An 18238-nucleotide genomic window follows, 5' to 3' on the forward strand; every position below is an offset into this window, starting at 1 on the left:
TCCGCCGCAAAACCTGGCTTAGCGGCAAACGGACATTTTTTTCGCGGCTTTCTTGTCCTTGCCATCGCCTGCGGCGGCCTTGCCGTCCTCCTTGCCTTTGCCATCCTTGCCGTGATCGCCGCCCGGCGAACCTTCGCTGCCGCCAAAACTGTCAGCGCCGCCACCAATGGTCTGCTGCTCGAATGCTTGCGCCAGCGCAGCGGACGCGGGCGATGACGACTGGATCGCCGGGTTGGCGGACGAGGGGCTGTCTTGCGGCGCACCGGACGCCTGGCCGCTGTCTTGCGCATTGCCTGCCGGCGTCGAAGGTTTGCCGTCCGGGCCTTTGCTGTCTTGTGGCTTATCGTGCGGCTTGCCATCCTGCGCGCTGGCCTGCTGTGGCGCTTGCTGGGTTTGTGGCTGGATTTGCGGCTGGGTTTGCGGCTGCTGCGGCGGTTGTTTGGCGCTGTTGGCGGCTGCTTTGGCCGCATTATCCGCCGCCTGCCGCGCTGCCTCATCCGCCGCAGCTTTGGCAGCGGCTTTCGCAGCGGCATCGGCGGCTGCCTTGACGGCAGCATCCGCAGCTGCTTTCTCTGCCGCTGCTTGCGCTGCCGCGTCGGCGGCGGCTTTTTCCGCTGCGGCCCGGGCCACGGCTTCTGCCGCGGCTTGGTCCGCGGCAGCCTTCGCTGCGGCCTCAGCGGCTGCCTTGGCTGCTGCTTCTGCGGCGGCTTTCTCTGCCGCTGCTTTGGCTGCCGCATCGGCCGCGGCCTTGTCAGCCGCAGCCTTTGCCGCGGCTTCCGCTGCTGCTTTTTCAGCTGCGGCTTTGGCTGCCGCCTCTGCCGCAGCCTGATCCGCCGCAGCCTTGGCCGCCGCATCCGCTGCCGCTTTAGCTGCTGCATCGGCTGCCGCCTTGGCCGCTGCTTCTGCCGCCGCTTTCGCCGCTGCATCGGCGGCAGCTTTATCCGCCGCAGCCTTGGCGGCGGCTTCCGCTGCGGCCTTGTCGGCGGCGGCCTTGGCCGCGGCTTCAGCAGCAGCCTTTTCCGCAGCAGCTTTCGCGGCAGCTTCGGCCGCGGCTTTTTTCGCTGCCGCATCGGCGGCGGCTTTGGCAGCGGCTTCGGCTGCTGCCTGGTCTGCCGCAGCTTTTGCGGCGGCCTCCGCCGCGGCTTTGGCCGCCGCATCGGCCGCTGCCTGTGCCGCCGCTTCCGCTGCTGCCGCGTTGTCCAGTTCTGTCGATGCGATCGATACGCTGCCAATCACAGCGCCGGCCGGCGCTACCACTGCGCCGCCCGCCCCGCGGGCTTCCAGCGTGGCCGAACCGCCTGCGCTGTCGATGCGGGACGCCGCGTTCAGCACGATGCTGCCATTTTGCGCCAGCAATGCAATGGTTCCGGGCGCCGTGGTCGTCAAACGTGCCGCCGCCCCCAGTGTAATGTCCGTGCTGGCCGTGACCTGGATCCCGCTACCGCTGGTCACGGCCGTATTGATGGCGACGGGACTGTGCGCCGTCAGCGCCACCTTGCCTGCGGCGGCAATGCCGCCCGGGCTGCTCGCAGCAATGCCGCCCGTGTTGTCGATGGTGATGGCGCCGGCGGGGTTGTTCAATGTCCCCAGCGCCAGCGATGCCAGCCCGCTGTTGTTGGTGAACGTGATATTCCCGCTGCCGCTATTGGCTGCCGCAAACGATGCCACATGATTGGCGCCATCGAGCACGATGCCCCCCGTGGCCGTGATATCGAGCCCGTTGGCCGTAATGGTTTCCGTCCCCGCGCGGCTGAACGCGCCGTTATTGACGAGGCGCAGCGTACCGCTGACGCCAGGCGCGCTAATGCCGCCGCCATCCGTCAAACTCATTGCGCCCGTGTGGCCGGCATCGCCCACGACCAGCGTGGGCGTGGTGAAGGCGGCCATGTCGCGCGTATTGAGCAGCAAGCCCGCACCGGTATCTTCGCCACCCAGCGAACTGAATTTAATCGGCTGCGCCGCCGTCAGCGAATTGACTTTGATGAAGTTGGCCGCACCGCCTGCCGACGCCACCTTGCTGCCGCCATACACATCCACTTCATCGGCCTGCAGCGTGACATTGCCGCCGCTGGACGTGATACCGGCGTTGATGGCAAGGCTGGAGCCGGCCAGCGAAATGTCGCCGCCCGCCGCCAGTGCGGTGCCCACCGCCGCCACGCCCTGCACGGACAGCGCGCCGCCCGCACTGCCCTGCAAGCTGCCCACCGTATTCGCCTGCACCAGCGCCACATTGCCGGGCGCATTCACTTGCAACTGCTTGACCACCAGCGCCGTGCTGCTGCTTTGCGCAATGTCCCCGGCCACGGCTTTCGCATTGATTGCATCCACCGTGACATTGCCCAGTGTGAGCGTACCGGTTCCCTGCGTGATATCGAGCGTGCTGAACCCGGACAAGGCGCCGCCCGTCTGGCTGTACGCCGACGTCACCGTCATCGTAGAAGCGGCATCGGCGGACAGTTTGCCGCCGCCCTGCGTATAGACGCCGGCCACCAGCGCCGCCTTCGTCACGTCCATGGCGCCGCCATTGATGGCCAGCGTGCCGACCGCAGGCGCCGCGCCCGTCACGGACAGCGTGCCGCCGCCCAATGCCAGCGTCCCCGTCCCCGACAGCGCATTGAGCGTCACCGCGCTAGTATCGCCGCTGATGCGCAGCGCGCCATCGACCACCATGCCTTTCTTGACATCGAACTGGCTGCCATTGATGTCCAGCGCCGCGCCCGAGACGATACGCAACGTCGACATGGCTTGCTTGCCCGCGCCTGCCGCCAGGCCCAGTCCTGTATCGATCACGACGTCGTCGGCAATGACCGGCGCCTTGCCCTTGCTCCAGTTATCCTTGTCATCCCACGACAGCGTGCCCGTACTGTTGGTGAAGTAATTGGCGCTGGCTACCTGGTTGATCCGCACGGCTTCGCCTGCGGCCAGGCCATAACCAGCCTGGTAATCCGCCGGCAGCGTGACTTTGCTGAAGACGCCGGTACGCCCGCCGCCTGCGTTGACGATGGCGATCGGCTGGTACGCCACCGGCTTATAGCTGGAGGCCAGCGTTGCCGCCAGCGCGCCATCGAGCAAGGCTTTGCCGCTGACAGCCAGCATATCCGACTGCCCTGCGCCATTGCCGCCCACGTCCATTACCAGCGTGCCCGCCGCATTCTGCTGATAGTTGCCCGTCACTTGCAGCGTGCCGATGCCGGTGCCGCCCGGGCTGACTTTGCCGCTGCTGGTGAACGTGCCCGTGCCGACGTCGATGGCGCCGCTGCCTTGCAATGTACCGGTAGCCGCCAGGGCCAGGTCGCCCGCATGGGACAGCGTGGAACCGCTGCCGATATCAATGGTCCCGGCCAGCGTGGACGGGCGCGTACCCAGCGTCAATGCCGCCTTGTTGGCCAGCGCCAGCGTATTGTTTTTGCCCAGGTCCAGGCCCTTGATGGATGCCGGGCCGCTGGCGCCGTCGAGCGTCACCGTCAGCGTGTCGGCGCGGGCGATATGCACCAGTTGCGCGGCGGTCGGCAATCCCAGCGACCAGTTCCCGGCAACGTTCCATGCACCAGACGCATACGCGCCGCCGCTCTGGTGAATCCAGAAATTATCACCCGCCTGCGACGTCAGCCGCACCGCATGGTAAGACGGGCTGACGTTTTCCACGGCAAAGCCGGCGACGGCGGGCAAGGCGCCCGCCACCACTGATGCCGTGCTTTGCAAGACATCGAACACATCGCCGCTGGCATACGCGCCCGATACATCCGTGCGGTTGATGACGGTGGCCGCGCTGACCGTGACGGCGCCTGTCGCCGTGACTTTATCGTAGCTCGACGCCGACGTGAGTTCGCTGTTGACGGCGCCGGCCGACGTATCGAGCGTACCGTTGATGGCCAGCGTACCGATCGACCCCGTGCCGCCGGGCGCGATCGTCCCCAGGTTGGTGACGTTGGCGGCAATCGTGCCGCTGCCGGACAGCGTACCGCCCGCGCTGTTGGCCAGCGCGCCGGAAGCCGTACCCACTGTGGCGCCATCGGCAACGAATACCGTGCCGCCGTTGGCGGCCAGGCCGGACATCGTCAGCGCGCCATTCGACACCGTCACGGTCCCCGTGTTCGTGCTCAGCAAAACGCTTTGCGTACCAGCCGACGTCTTGTTCAAATGACCTGCATTGGCAAACGTGCCGCCGCCGCTGACGGGCGCCGTATTGGTTCCGGCCAGGTTCACTGTCCCTGCCGCCGTGTTCGACAAGGCAGTCCCCGCCACGGTGGCCAATCGCCCCGCCGCGCCACTGATATTGATGACACCTGCATTGGCCGATGCGCCGCTGTCCAGTCCCAGTGCCGCGGCCAGGTTGACCGTGCCGCTGTTTTGCAGCGTGGCGATGGCCGATGCATCGTTGACGTCCACGGTGGCGCCCGAGCCTACCTTCAGCAGGGTCGATCCCGCCGCGAGGCCGCCGCTGCCGATCGTCAGCTTGCTGGCGCCTTGCAGCTCCACGCTTGGACCGGTATAGGTTCCGGACAGCGTAACTGTCCCTTCCGTTTGCGTCAGCGCGCCGCCTGCCAGCGTGCCGGTCACGGTGCCGCCCTTCAGCGTATAACTGGCCGCAGTCAGCGTGCCCGACGCGGCGCTGATGGCGCCCGCACTGGCCAGGGCGCCCACGGTTTGCGCAAAGCCCGACAGGTCAAGCGTCCCGGCTGATTCCACCGTGACGGCCGGTGCGCCAGTCAAACGGTTATCCGCGCCAAACGTCAACGTACCGCCCGTGATGCTGACGCTGGCGCCGCCATACGCCCCCGTCAACTGGGTGCTGCCGGATACGTGCGTCAGCGGCCCAGTTCCCAGATTTGCGCTGATGACACCGCCCTTGAGCTGATACGTGCCGGCAGTCAGCGTACCGGAGCCGCTCAGGGTGCCCGAACTGGCGAAGGCGCCGCCAATGGCGGTATTGGCGGCCAGACTGACGGTGCCCAGCTCGCCGATGGCAAGATTACCGGTGCCCAGTGCATTGGCGGCAGCGAGTTTCAGCGTGCCGCCGTTGACGGTGGTGCCGCCCGTATAGCTGCCGGGCTGGCTGAACGTGGTGACGCCGGACCCGGTTTTCAGTACGCTGCCCTCGCCGCTGATCGCGCCGCCGATTGATTCACTCACCGTGCTGCCCAATGCCAGCACGGCGTCCGCGCCCAGTTTTACGGCGCCCGTCAACGGCAGCGACAAGCCGCCATTGACCGACACGGTGCCGGTGACGGAAAGGTCCAGCAGGCTGGTATGGAACCATGGCGACGACATGGCCAGCGCTGCGGCAGTCGTCGCGCCACCCGTATTGACGCGGGAAAAGCCATCAAACGTTCCGCTCAGCGTCGTGTTGGGCGCGAGGATCGTCAGTTGCGCGGGAGCGCCGCCATCGTTGCCGCGCCCGCCGCCATTGAGCGCCACACGGCTGCTGTTAATCGTGCCGGTCAGTTTGGTGGCGCCGGCTATGCGCAGCTGGCCGCCATACGTCTGGTTCCCTGACGTGGTGACGTTGCCCTTCAATAAGACCGGGCCGCTGACAGCCAGGCTGTCCAATACCGCGACCGTACCGCCAAACGTCGTCAATCCCGTATTGGTGATGGCCAACGCAGGGTTGCCCACCGTGCTGATGGCGCCGAGGAAGTCCACGGCGCCGCCGCTGTTGACGGTGGTATTGCCGCTCAATGCCAGGCTCCCGTCATATGACTGGGCGCCGCCTGATTCCAGTGTGCCGCCATTGAACGTGATGACGTGGCCGGGCGCCGCGATAGTGATATTGCCGCCCGCTTTCAGACTGCCCAGCACCACATCGCCGCTGCCCGCCACGTTGAGCAGCCCGCCCGCCGTGGCAGTGAGCACACCGCCGTTCAAATTGATGGAACCTGTCCCCGCACTTATCGCGCCGCTCGCCGCCGTCAAATTCAAGCCCAGCTTGCCGCTGGTCGAGCTCACGGTATTGTTCAGCGCAATATCGTGGCCCGCGGTCAAGGTCAGCGTCTGGTCGCCGCCCGCGGTCTTGGTGATCGGGCTTTCAATGGTAATGTCGTTGCTGGCGGCCAGCGACACGCTGGTCGTGGCCAGCAGCGTGGCGATCGAGCCCGCCGTCATTTTGCTGGTGGCGCCGGAATACGTGCCCGCATCCAGCGTCACCACTGTCGCGGCGGGATCGACAAGCAGTGCGCCGCCATCGACGCTGGTACCCGTGCCATCCGCGTCCGCCACGGCACCGATCAGGATATTGGCCGGGTCCAGCAGCAGGCTGCCGGATTTGCCGTGCGGCGCCGTGGTATCCGCGCGCAAACCGGCAATCGACAAATACTGCCGGCCGGACGTTTCCACCATCCCGCCATTGCCGCCATACCAGCCGCCGCGCGCGCTGACGGTCCCTTGCGCCACGGTGGCGCGCTCCGACCACAGCACGATTTTGCCGCCATTGCCCCGTTCCACGGCATCGGCGCGCAGCACGGCGTCCGGGGCCAGCCACGCGGTCTGCGCACGGGGCAGCGTGCCGCCGCCCTGGTAATCGCCGCCCACCAGGACAGCCCCGCCGCCTGCCGTACCGGATGCATCCAGCAGCGCCGTGCCTTGCACGCCGACGCTGCCGCCCGTCATTTCGATCTGGCCGCCCTGGCTGCCCGTGGCCAGCAGTTGCGCGGCGCCATCCGCCACGGCCTGCTTAGTCGCGCGCAGAAAAATGCGGCCCCCTTCATTGACCACGCTGCTGGCATTGAGCACGCCGCTGTTTTTCACCAGCACCCCGGCCATGCCGATGCGGCCTGCCGTGCTGATGATTTGCCCCAGGTTCACGGCGCTGCCTTCCGTACCCGTTACGGCTACCCGCACGCCGGGCGTGGCGGTATCGAGCAATTCCACGCTGGCGCCCGCCGCCAGCAGCACTTCGCCGCCCGGTGCACGGATCACCCCATGGTTGTGCACATCCGCGCCCACCAGGTACACGCTGCCGCCCGATGGCGTGGCAATCGTGCCGTCATTGCGTACGGTTCCGGCTTGCGGGGAGGCGCGGAACAGCATGCGGCCTGCGAGGAAGTCCGCATCGTGCACGGCCAGCGTACTGGCAACGAATCCATGCAAATCCAGCGTCGCGCCCTGCCCGATCATGATGCCGGCCGGATTGACCAGCCACACCTTGCCGTTCGATGTCATGCTGCCCAGCAATTGCGACGGTTCGTTGGACGCCACGCGGTTCAAGATCACGGCATCGGCGCCAGGCTGGCGGAAATTCACGGCCGCGTTGCTACCGATATTGAAAGTGTCCCAGTTGACGATGGCCTTGCCGGTTTGCTGCGTGATGTCCATGCGGTTGCCCGCCTGCGCCACGCTGGCTTGTCCGGCAACCACGCTGGCGCCTGTCGGCAGTGCATTCGGCGCATTGACAGGCGGCGCCGCCTGCGCTAACGGGCCTGCCAGCAATGCCAATGCCGCAGCCGGGTGCCCCCATGCGGCGCGGGCGCCCAGCAAACGCGCCATCATGCGCAGCAGCAACGTCGCCACGCGCTGGGGTGCGCGCCGGATCAGCGAATAGCGGTGGCGCCCGAAGCGCAGCACGGCGGCTGCGGCGGACGTTGAGGCGGCAGGTTTGCGGGCGCTCATGATGATGGCTTTCTGGCGAAATCTATCCCTACATTATCGGTCACGGCATTGCAAATTACCTATGAAATTCTCCATGTTGCAATATTGCCGCGACGGATACTCGAACGGAATGGGTTCCACCGCACAGACAGCCATACTTGCCCCTGATAGCCTTAGAGCAAGAAATTAACCGGAGGAACATCCAATGAGATGGGAAGGCAACCGCGAAAGCGATAACGTGGAAGACCGCCGCGGCGAAGGTGGCGGCGGAGGCGGCTTCGGCTTCGGTGGCGGCACGATAGGCATCGGCACCGTGGTGCTGGCGCTGCTGGGTTCATGGATCTTTGGCGTGAATCCGCTGACCATGCTGGGCCTGCTCAGCGGCGGTGGTCCGGCGCCGCAAGTACAGCAGGCGCCCGCGCACCCACCGCCCCATTCCGACAAGCAGGCGCGCTTTGTGTCGACCGTGCTGGCCGATACGGAAGATGTGTGGGGACAACTGTTCAAGCAAGGCGGCGGCCAGTACGTGCGGCCCAAGCTGGTGCTGTTTTCCGGCCGCACGCCCACGGCCTGCGGCACGGGCCAGGCGGCCATGGGGCCGTTTTATTGCCCGGGCGACTCCAAGGTGTATATCGACCTGAGTTTTTACCGCGTGATGGAACAGCGCTTCCACGCGGCCGGCGAATTCGCGCAAGCGTACGTGATTGCCCATGAAGTAGGCCACCACGTGCAGCATTTGACGGGGGTATCCGGCAAGGTGGAACAGGCGCGGCGCAGCGCATCGGAACGGGAAGGCAATGCGTTGTCGGTGCGGCTGGAATTGCAGGCGGACTGCTATGCTGGGGTGTGGGCATTTCACGCCAACCAGGCGCGCAGCATCCTGGAACAGGGCGACATTGAATCCGCGCTCAATGCCGCCAGCGCCATTGGCGACGATACGTTGCAGCGCCAGTCGCAAGGCGAAGTGGTGCCGGATTCCTTCACGCACGGCACGTCGGCGCAGCGCGTGCGGTGGTTCAAGCGGGGCATTGAAAGCGGCGACGCCATGCAGTGCGATACGTTCAACGCGCGTGCGCTGTAAACTGGGCGGCCTATCCTTCCGGAGCCGCCCGCCATGACTGATCCTGTTGCCCTGTTTAACGCCCAGCGTTCCCGCCTGTTTGCCATTGCGTACCGGATGCTGGCCATCCGCGCCGATGCGGAAGACGTGGTGCAGGAAGCGTGGCTGCGCTGGGCGCAGACCGACCACGCCGCCGTGCAATCGGCAGCAGCATGGCTGGTCACCATTGTGACGCGGCTATCGATCGACCGGCTGCGCGCAGCCCAGGCGGAACGGGAAGCCTACATCGGCTGGTGGCTGCCGGAACCGCTGGTGGAACTCGATGAGCGCACACCGGAATCCGAAGCGGAAATGGCCAGCGACTTGTCGGTGGCCTTTATGTGGCTGCTGGAGCGCCTGGGGCCGGAAGAGCGGGCCGCGTTCCTGCTGCGCCAAGTGTTTGACCACGATTATGCGGAAGTCGCAGAAATGCTAGGCAAAAGCGAAGCATCATGCCGCCAGCTGGTGCACCGGGCAGCGGAAAAGGTCCAGCAAGAAAAAACCCGCAACAAAGTGGCGCGGGAAGCGCATCAAAGCTTGCTGTCGAAATTTGTCGCAGCGGCCCGCACGGGCGATAAGGATGCGCTCCGCGCGCTGCTGGCGGAAAATATTGAACTGGTAGGCGATGGTGGCGGCAAAGTGCCATCGTTTATGGAAATCCTGCGCGACCGGGACCGCATTGCGGAACTGTACTGGGGCATGCTGGACAAATTCCCCGGTCAGGTCGAATACCGCATGGCCACCATCAATGGCGAACCGGGCTTGCTGCGCTTTATCGGCGGCAAGCTGGAATCCGCGCAAGCGTTTGTGACCGGCAATGGGCAGATCTGCGCCATTTACGCCGTGCGCAATCCGGACAAGCTGGCCGCCGTGCCAATGGCCTGATAAATTTTTCGGTTTTTTTTCAAAAAGCTGTCACAAGGGACAAACGCGGTCCGTCTAATGAGCATGGACGGCCGCACGGTGCGGCTGCCACACACTGAACAAGGAAAGATCATGTCCCTGACTGCCCGCCTGAATTACTTCCAACTGGCCCAACCCAGCTTCAACGCCCTGCTGGCTTTGTCTGAAACCATCCAGAAAAGCTCGCTGGGTGTACGCCTGGTGGACCTCGTGCTGCTGCGCGTATCGCAAATCAATGGCTGCGGCTATTGCATCGACCTGCATTGGCGCGACCTGGTACGCAACGGCGCCGATCCCCGTCATTTGAATGCCGTGGCAGGCTGGCGCGAAGCGCCATTCTTCAGCGACCGCGAACGCGCCGCGCTGCATTGGGCGGAACTGGTGGCGCAAATCCCCCGCACGGACCCGGACGACGCCTCGTTTGCCGAACTGCGCAAGCATTTCACGGATGGCGAAATCGCGGAACTGGGCTTCACCATTGCCACAATCACTGCATGGAATTTGCTGAACGTGAGCTTCCGTAATCCGATTCCCGCCAAAGGCTGAACACCGCACGGATGCAGTTGTGGCAGGAATTGACTGCAAGCAGGCAGTCCTGCCACTCGCCCTTGCGCGATCATGAAGCCCTTCAACCACAAGGAGCCGCCATGACGCGCAAGATTGGAATTTTTTTGTATCCGGAAGTGGAGGTGCTGGACTTTGCCGGACCTTATGAAGTGTTCACATGCGCCACCCGCGTGGCGCGGCTGCAGGATCCGCAGGCCGAAGCCCCGTTCGACGTGTGCACGATAGCCGCCACGCGCGAGCCCGTGCGCGCCCGCGCCGGGCTGTCGGTATTGCCGGACCATGCGCAAGACAGCCATGACCCTCTCGATGTGCTGCTGATCCCCGGCGGCATGGTGGACCGTGAACTGGGCCGCGCCGCCACAATAAACTGGATTGCCCGCACGTCGGCACAGGTTCCGTTGACGGCCTCCGTGTGCAGCGGCGCCCTGCTGCTGGCGCAGGCAGGCTTGCTGGAAGGCCGCCCCGCCACCACGCACTGGAGCGACGTCGAACAGTTGCAGGGCTATCCCAATGTGCAGGTGCTGCCGCAGCGGCGCTGGACCGACGACGGCGGCATCGTCACGTCCGGCGGCATATCCGCCGGCATCGATATGGCGCTGTACCTGGTGCAGCGCTTTGCGGGGCGCGAACTGGCGCTGGCCACGGCGCACCGGATGGAATACGCGTGGAACGAACAAGGCTAGCAACAGGCAAGCTTAAATTCACGCTTTCACGCTTGCATACCACTTCAACACCGCAAAAAACTGGTACGCATCGCTTAACACATTGTCTCATTTGAGACATCCCGCCTTTTTTCTTCCTCCCCAGAGTGGCATGGCTGCTGCAATACACGTTGCAGCAGCCATGCCGCTGCCAGTGCTTTTGCTTCTCACCAGACAACTGGTCTTGAATTGGACGCAACTTTACAAAACCACTTGACTACCAATTTTTCGCATTCCATGCTGGCCGCCGGCTGCACGCATTTTGAGCCGCATAACAAAAGCAACAAACCTTTCCCAACCAAGGAGGAGAATGATGGCACGTACTTTCAGGGCGAATGCCCGCAATGTTTGCCTGGCCGGCCTGGCCGGCGCGCTGCTGGCCGCATGCGGCGGCGACGGCGCCGGCACCACGGATACACCGCAAAAACTCAAAATGGGGGCAACTGCCAGCTGCCCTGCATGGACAGCGACCGACATCTACACGGCCGGCATGTGCGTGACCTATAACGGCAATACGTACAAGGCCAAATGGTGGACGCAAAACAATGTGCCGGGCACGGAACAGTGGGGTCCATGGGAATTGCAGGCGACGACGCCGACACCTACCCCGACACCTACACCTACGCCGACTCCCACGCCAACCCCGACACCAACGCCCACCCCGACTCCGACGCCGACTCCGACACCAACGCCCACCCCGACTCCAACGCCGACGCCAAGCGGCCGTGAAATCGGTTCGTACTTTGCGCAATGGGGCGTGTATGGCCGCGGCTATGAAGTGGCCGACATCCACACGACGAAAACCCCGGTCAACGGCGTGCAAACCAGCGTGGCGGACCAGCTCACGTTCATCAACTATGCGTTCGGCAACGTCTACCAAAAAAATGGCGGCTATGAATGCGACATGGTGACGCGCGCCGAAGTGGGCAACGACAACCCGACGTCGGCGCAAGCCGGCACCGGCGGCGACGCCTACGCGGATTACCAGCGCCAGCCTGCCCGCACGGTGGACGGAAAATCCGTCGCGTGGGATGCCAAGCTGTCCGGCAACTTCCTGCAATTGAAATTACTGAAGCAGCAGCACCCGAACTTGAAAGTGTTCATTTCACTGGGCGGCTGGAGCTGGTCGAAATTCTTCTCGGCTGCGGCAAAAACGGATGCGCTGCGCAAACAGCTGGCGAAATCGTGCGTGAAAATGTTCATTGCCGGCGACTTGCCCGTGCAGGATGGCCGTGGCGGCCCGGCTTCCGCCAAAGGCGTGTTTGACGGCATCGACATCGACTGGGAATACCCGGGTGGCGGCGGCCAGCCGTACAACACGTACGCTGCGGAAGACAAGCAAAACTTCACGCTGCTGATGCAGGAATTCCGCGCGCAGCTCGATGCGCAAGGCGCCACCGATGGCAAGCGCTACGCACTGACGGCCGCCATCGGCGCCGGCGCTGACAAGATCGCCAACACGGAACCGGGCAAGTATGCGCAATACATGGACTGGGTCAACGTGATGACGTATGACTTCCACGGCGCATGGGAAGGCAGCACGAACTTCCATGCGCCGCTGTACCACGACCCGGCCGATCCATCGACGGGCAACCTGGCCAAGTACAACATCAATGACGCCGTCACGGCATTGGTGGCGGCCGGCATGCCCAAAAATAAGATCCTGATGGGCATCCCATTCTATGGGCGTGGCTGGAAAGGCGTCAGCGCCGGGCCGAATGGCAATGGCTTGTACCAGGCGGGCGCTGGCGCTGCTTCCGGCGCATGGGAAGCCGGTATCGATGATTACAAGGTGCTGGTCAATAAGACCGGCAACCGCTGGTACCACCCGGTGACCAAGCAATTGTTCCTGTACACCGGCACGGGTGAATGGTGGAGCTACGACGATCCAACCGTGATCGCCACCAAGATGCAATACGTGCGTGACCAGGGCCTGCGCGGCGCCTTCTCGTGGGAACTGGATGGCGACGCCAGCGGCGCGCTGACGGCAGAGGTCTGGAAAGGCCGCTAAACCGGGCGAAGAGTACGGCCTGCTCCGTAGGGCGGACTTTACGGGGACGCCGAGTCAAATCCGCCTGCCAGCGCCGCGTTGGCGCAAGCATGGCGGGTTGGCTCGCCGCCCGCCTTGAACCCGCCCTACGGGTCCACACGACACGGAGAAACCCAACATGAAACGCGTTAGCAATGTTCAACCTATCGGCATCAGCGACGAATGGCGCCGCTGGATCGCGGAAAACCTGATGCTGGGCAGCCATCCCGACACGCTGGCCGGCATCCTCGTGCAATCCGGCGTCACCCTGCGCGACGCCCGGGCGGAACTGGCCGCCGCACTCGCCAGCCCGTACCTGCAAGGCGTGCAGCGCCTGCACAACCGGCTCGCCAAACGCGACTGGGTGCTGGGCATACAGGCACAGCTCAACCGGCTGATGCCGATGGCAATCCCCCGGCGCCACCAGCTGTCCGGCGATGATTTCCTGCGCCAGCACTATCTCGCCAACCAGCCCGTCATCCTGACCGGTTTGCTGGATGGAACGCAGCGCGAATGCTGGACATTGGACAGCCTCGCGCAGCGCTTCGGCGAGCGCATGGTGGAAGTGCAGTTCGGCCGCAATGCCGATCCCGACTACGAGATGAACAGCATCGCGCACAAGCGCACGATGCGCTTTGGCGACTACGTGGAACTGGTCGCCACCAGCGGCCCTACCAATGATTTTTATATGACCGCCAACAATGGCCAGCAAAACCGCCAGGCGCTGCATGAACTGTGGAATGACGTGCCGCAGTTGCCGCAGTACCTGACGGATGAACCGGCAGGCTTTTTCTGGCTGGGGCCCGCGGGCACGGTGACGCCGTTCCACCACGACTTGACCAACAACTTCATGATCCAGCTGTCCGGCCGCAAGCGCGTGCGGCTGATCGCACCGTGCGAAACGCCCCGGCTGTATAACCAGCGCCACTGCTTCACGCCGGTGGATGGCCGCGCCATCGATACACAGCGCTTCCCCGCCATGGCGGGCGTGCCGGTGCCGGAATGCGTGCTGGAACCGGGCGAAGTCCTGTTCCTGCCGGTCGGCTGGTGGCATTTCGTGGAAGCGCTGGACATCTCCATCACAGTGTCGGCAACGCATTTCAAGTGGGATAACGACTTCTATTCGAACTATCCAACCCAACACGATTTCTAAACAAACCATGAACTATCAATCACATTTGCTGTTGGCGCTGCTGAGCGGCGCCCTGGTTGCATGCGGAGGCGGCGATCCGTCTGCCGCCACCACGAAACCCATGAAGATGGGCGCCACGGCCGGAGCGTCCTGCCCGGCCTGGACCGCCACCGATATTTACACGGCCGGCATGTGCGTGACCTACAACGGCGCCACTTATAAAGCCAAGTGGTGGACGCAAAACAACGTGCCGGGCGCGGAACAGTGGGGCCCATGGGAACTGCAGTCGGGCACGCCGACTCATACCCCAACACCTACTCCTACTCCTACCCCAACGCCTACTCCAACACCGACGCCGACTCCTACGCCGACTCCTACACCGACGCCGACGCCTACTCCTACTCCTACGCCGACTCCCGTAGCATGCCGCCCTGACGGCCTTGCATCCCCCGTCACCAACGTCCCGTATTGCAGCGTGTATGACGCCAATGGCCGCGAAAAGCTCGCCAACGGCATGAACCGCCGCATCGTCGGCTACTTCACCAGTTGGCGCACCGGCGCGGGCAACACGCCGTCCTACCTCGTCAACAATATCCCGTGGGACAAGGTCACGCACATCAACTACGCGTTCGCGTCCGTCGACAGCAATGCGAAAGTCGCCATCGGCAGCGGCGCCAACAATCCGGATACGGGCATGACGTGGCCAAACATCCCGGCCGCCGCCATGGACCCAGCGTTGCCGTACAAGGGCCACTTCAATTTGCTGGCGCAATACAAGAAGCGCTACCCCGGCGTGAAAGTCATGCTGTCCGTGGGTGGCTGGGCCGGCAGCGGCGGCTATTACACGGCCACCACCAATGCCGACGGCACCATTAATACGGCCGGCATCAATACGCTGGCCGATTCCATGGTGGCGTTCCTGCGCCAGTACACGTTCTTCGATGGCATCGACATCGACTACGAACACCCGACCACCAACAATGAAGCGGGCAACCCGCTGGACTTCGGCGTGTCGAAGCCGCGCCTGGCCGGTTTGATGAAGGGCTACAACCTGCTGCTGAAAACCGTGCGCCAAAAGCTGGACACGGCGGCCGTGGCGGACAACAAGTACTACATGCTGACCATTGCCGGTTCCGCATCCGCGTGGATTTTGCGCGGCGAAGAAAACCTGTCCGGCCTGCAGTACCTCGATTATGCAAGCCTGATGTCATACGATCTGCACGGCGGCTGGAACCAGTACGTGGGCCCGAATGCCGCGCTGTTCGATGACGGCAACGATGCGGAACTCAAGGCAGGCAATGCGTACCAGTATGGCGGCATCGGCTACCTGAACGTGGACTGGGCCTACCGCTATTACCGTGGCGCGCTGCAGGCAGGCCGCATCAACATCGGCGTGCCGTATTACACGCGCGGCTGGAAAGACGTCACGGGCGGCACCAATGGCTTGTGGGGGACGACGCCGGTGGTCAACAGCACCGTCACGTGCGCAGGCGTGAAAACGTGCGGCACAGGCGCCACCGGCATCGACAACGTATGGTATGACCTCGATAGCAATGGCCAGCCAGTACCGGGCGGCGGCAATCCCCTGTGGCACGCGCTGAACCTGCAAAACAATATCGTGCCGGATTACCTGGATGCGTATGGCGTGACGGAGAAAACCATCACCGGCGTGTACAGCCCGAACTACAGCGCCACACTGGCCGCGCCATGGCTGTGGAATGCGACACGTAAAGTGTTCCTGTCCACGGAAACCGCGCAATCGATCACCGCCAAGACCCAGTACGTGATCGACAACGGCATCGGCGGCATCATGATCTGGGAACTGGCTGGCGACTATGCATGGGATGCCGCGAAAAATTCCGGCCGTGGCGAGTACTTCATGGGTACGACGCTCACCACCAGCATTGCCAACGCGTTCAAGACTGCCGCGCCATATGGCAATGTGCGTGCCGAAAGCGCCATGCCCGCGTCCAGTGCGAAAGTATCGGTGACGCTGGGCGGCTGGAAAATGGGCGACAGCAATTACCCGATCAACCCGGTCATGACCGTGACCAACAACACGGCCACCACGATTCCCGGCGGCTCCGTGGTGGAATTCGACTATCCGGTGTCGGCGCCCGCCAACATGAGCGACCAGTCGGGTTACGGCTTGACCGTCACCAAGGCAGGGTATGCGGGGCCGAACAATATCGGCGGATTCAAGGCCAACTTCAACCACGCAAAATTCACGATCCCTGCGTGGCAATCGCTGGCGCCCGGCGCGTCCGTGCAGCTGACGTTGAATTACACCTTGCCGATTTCCGGTCCATCGGCCTACACCATCACGGTCAATGGCGTGAAGTATGCGCTGGCGGATGACTATCCTGACCTGCCGGTCGCGCTGAAGTAAGCCCGCTCTCCCTGGCGCGCTACCCGGTGCGCCAGGGCTTTTCCCACAAGGAGAACCTATGTATAAAATCACCAGCCTTTCCGTGCTGGCCGCCCTGCTATTGTCCGCGTGCGGCGCCAACACTACGCCGGACACCACGCAGCGCCTGCGAGCCGGCGCGGCAGCCTCCTGCCCCGCCTGGAGCGGCACGCAAGTCTACACAGCCGGCTCTTGCGCGATCTACCAGAACAAGCAATTCGAAGCGAAATGGTGGGTGCAAGGCACGGCGCCCAATGCCGCCGACCAGTGGGGCCCATGGAAATATATTGCCGACGCCACCACACCACCCGATCCCGGCCCGGGCCCCGGTCCGCAGCCAGGCGGCGTTCCCACCAAAGCCCAGGCGGAAGCGCGCGAAGCGGAACTGACCAACAATGACTTCTTCCGCAAAGTCAAAGCCTCCGTGCGCACGCTGGACAACGCGGCTGTGGAAGCCGTGGCGCCCGGCGCGTCTTCCAATCCCGCCAACGTCAAACGGGTCGAACGCCTGCTGACGTCCGCGAAATGGGATTACTACTTCGGCGCCCGCGACGCCAGCTATACGTACCGCCGCTTCCTGCAAGCTGTCGCGAAATTCCCGGCCGTATGCGACGACTACACGGATGGCCGCAATGCCGACAATATCTGCCGCCACTCGCTGGCCACGATGTTCGCGCATTTCGCGCAAGAAACGGGCGACCACAATGCCAGCATCCCGTTGCCGCAATGGCGCCAGGGCTTGAAGTACTTGCGTGAAATCGGCTGCGATGAAAACGGCGCCAGCTGCGGCTACAACACGGAATGCGCCGACCCGGTCTTCAATAGCGTGTGGACGTGCGGGAAAAATGCGGACGGCAGCTACAAAAAATACTTTGGCCGCGGCGCCAAGCAACTGTCATACAACTACAACTATGGCCCGTTTTCGCAAGTGATGTACAACGGCGACCAGTCCGTGCTGCTGAAAGACCCGGACCTGGTGGCTTCGACGTGGCTGAACCTGGCCTCGGCCACGTTCTTCTTCGTGTACCCGCAGCCGCCCAAACCATCGATGCTGCACGTGATCGACGGCACATGGGTGCCCAATGCCGCCGATATTGCGGCCGGCGCAGGCAACAATTTTGCCACTACCATCATGATCATCAATGCGGAATGCGGCACCGGAACGGAAAAACCGGCAGCGCAAAACCGCATTGATTACTACAAGCAGTTCGCGGCCGACCTGGGGTGGAATGTGGGCAATGAACAGCTGTCTTGCGCCACCATGCAGCGCTTCGGGCCTTCGTCGTCTGCCGCGTATAACATTTATTGGGAAAAAAACTGGAACAGCGGCGGTGATTACCAGTGCCAGCTGGTCAGCTACCAGACGCCGTACAGTGCACTGATTGCGGGGAATTATGCGAAGTGCGTGGAAAAGAACTGGAATGTGGTGCTGAAATAAAGCTGCAAATCAGTTTTTGCAACGCCATCTCCAGAGTGGGCTGGAGATGGTGTTTTCTCACCGCTTCAAAGCGTATCGCGTTTACTAGTACTAACCTCGACACTATCGATTTCCGGGTAAAGCCGGCGAAGGTACTCTGGCTTGGCAATGAGTATGCCGCCGGACTCTCTATCGTCAAACCAACCTGTCGGCGTAAATGCAAGAATCTCATATTCGCATACAACAGAGGTAACCAATGGGCCGAGCTCGTATCGGCGCCGTCCCCTCCTCGCAAGCAGCGTGTCAAGAGCTGCGGCCGTGGGGCTATCGGCCGATGCGCTATGGAGCGTAAGCCGCGCCTGGTGGGTCAGCTTGTGCACGGCTTGAGCTTGCAGATGG

9 protein-coding genes are annotated in these 18238 nt (G+C 63.6%); 8 read left to right on the plus strand and 1 reads right to left on the minus strand.

Going from position 1 to position 18238, the window contains the following annotated elements; all coding sequences use genetic code 11:
- Nucleotides 1-18: 18 nt before the first annotated feature.
- Nucleotides 19-7605, minus strand: a complete 7587-nt coding sequence (locus tag GM668_RS20390; protein ID WP_155440788.1) for a two-partner secretion domain-containing protein — start codon at nt 7603-7605, stop codon at nt 19-21.
- 184 nt (nt 7606-7789) lie between these two features.
- On the opposite strand from GM668_RS20390, the gene ypfJ reads away from it, so the two are divergent.
- From ypfJ to GM668_RS20430, 8 genes are all read left to right on the plus strand, one after another.
- Entirely contained in the window at nt 7790-8665 is an 876-nt protein-coding gene (gene ypfJ / locus GM668_RS20395) for a KPN_02809 family neutral zinc metallopeptidase (RefSeq protein WP_155440789.1), read from the plus strand.
- Between the two features lie 33 nt (nt 8666-8698).
- The gene (locus GM668_RS20400; RefSeq protein WP_155440790.1) at nt 8699-9568 is read left to right on the plus strand and encodes an RNA polymerase sigma-70 factor; all 870 of its coding nucleotides are present in this window, start codon (nt 8699-8701) and stop codon (nt 9566-9568) included.
- A gap of 111 nt (nt 9569-9679) precedes the next feature.
- Entirely contained in the window at nt 9680-10132 is a 453-nt protein-coding gene (locus GM668_RS20405; RefSeq protein ID WP_155440791.1) for a carboxymuconolactone decarboxylase family protein, read from the plus strand.
- Nucleotides 10133-10233: 101 nt separating this feature from the next.
- Nucleotides 10234-10836: a DJ-1/PfpI family protein gene (locus GM668_RS20410; protein ID WP_155440792.1), complete on the plus strand. Its 603-nt coding sequence runs from the start codon at nt 10234-10236 to the stop codon at nt 10834-10836.
- Between the two features lie 328 nt (nt 10837-11164).
- Nucleotides 11165-12865, plus strand: a complete 1701-nt coding sequence (locus GM668_RS20415; protein WP_308506833.1) for a glycosyl hydrolase family 18 protein — start codon at nt 11165-11167, stop codon at nt 12863-12865.
- Between the two features lie 157 nt (nt 12866-13022).
- On the plus strand, nt 13023-14036 hold the full coding sequence (locus GM668_RS20420; RefSeq protein ID WP_155440793.1) for a cupin-like domain-containing protein: 1014 nt from the start codon (nt 13023-13025) through the stop codon (nt 14034-14036).
- 7 nt (nt 14037-14043) lie between these two features.
- Nucleotides 14044-16404, plus strand: a complete 2361-nt coding sequence (locus GM668_RS20425; protein WP_155440794.1) for a chitinase C-terminal domain-containing protein — start codon at nt 14044-14046, stop codon at nt 16402-16404.
- 58 nt (nt 16405-16462) lie between these two features.
- Nucleotides 16463-17860 carry a glycoside hydrolase family 19 protein gene (locus tag GM668_RS20430; protein ID WP_155440795.1) on the plus strand — a complete coding sequence of 466 codons (1398 nt, stop codon included), beginning with the start codon at nt 16463-16465 and terminating at the stop codon, nt 17858-17860.
- The last annotated feature ends 378 nt before the right edge of the window (nt 17861-18238 follow it).

It is taken from the genome of Pseudoduganella ginsengisoli (genome assembly GCF_009720865.1).
GTDB classification, from domain to species: Bacteria; Pseudomonadota; Gammaproteobacteria; order Burkholderiales; family Burkholderiaceae_D; genus Rugamonas; species Rugamonas ginsengisoli.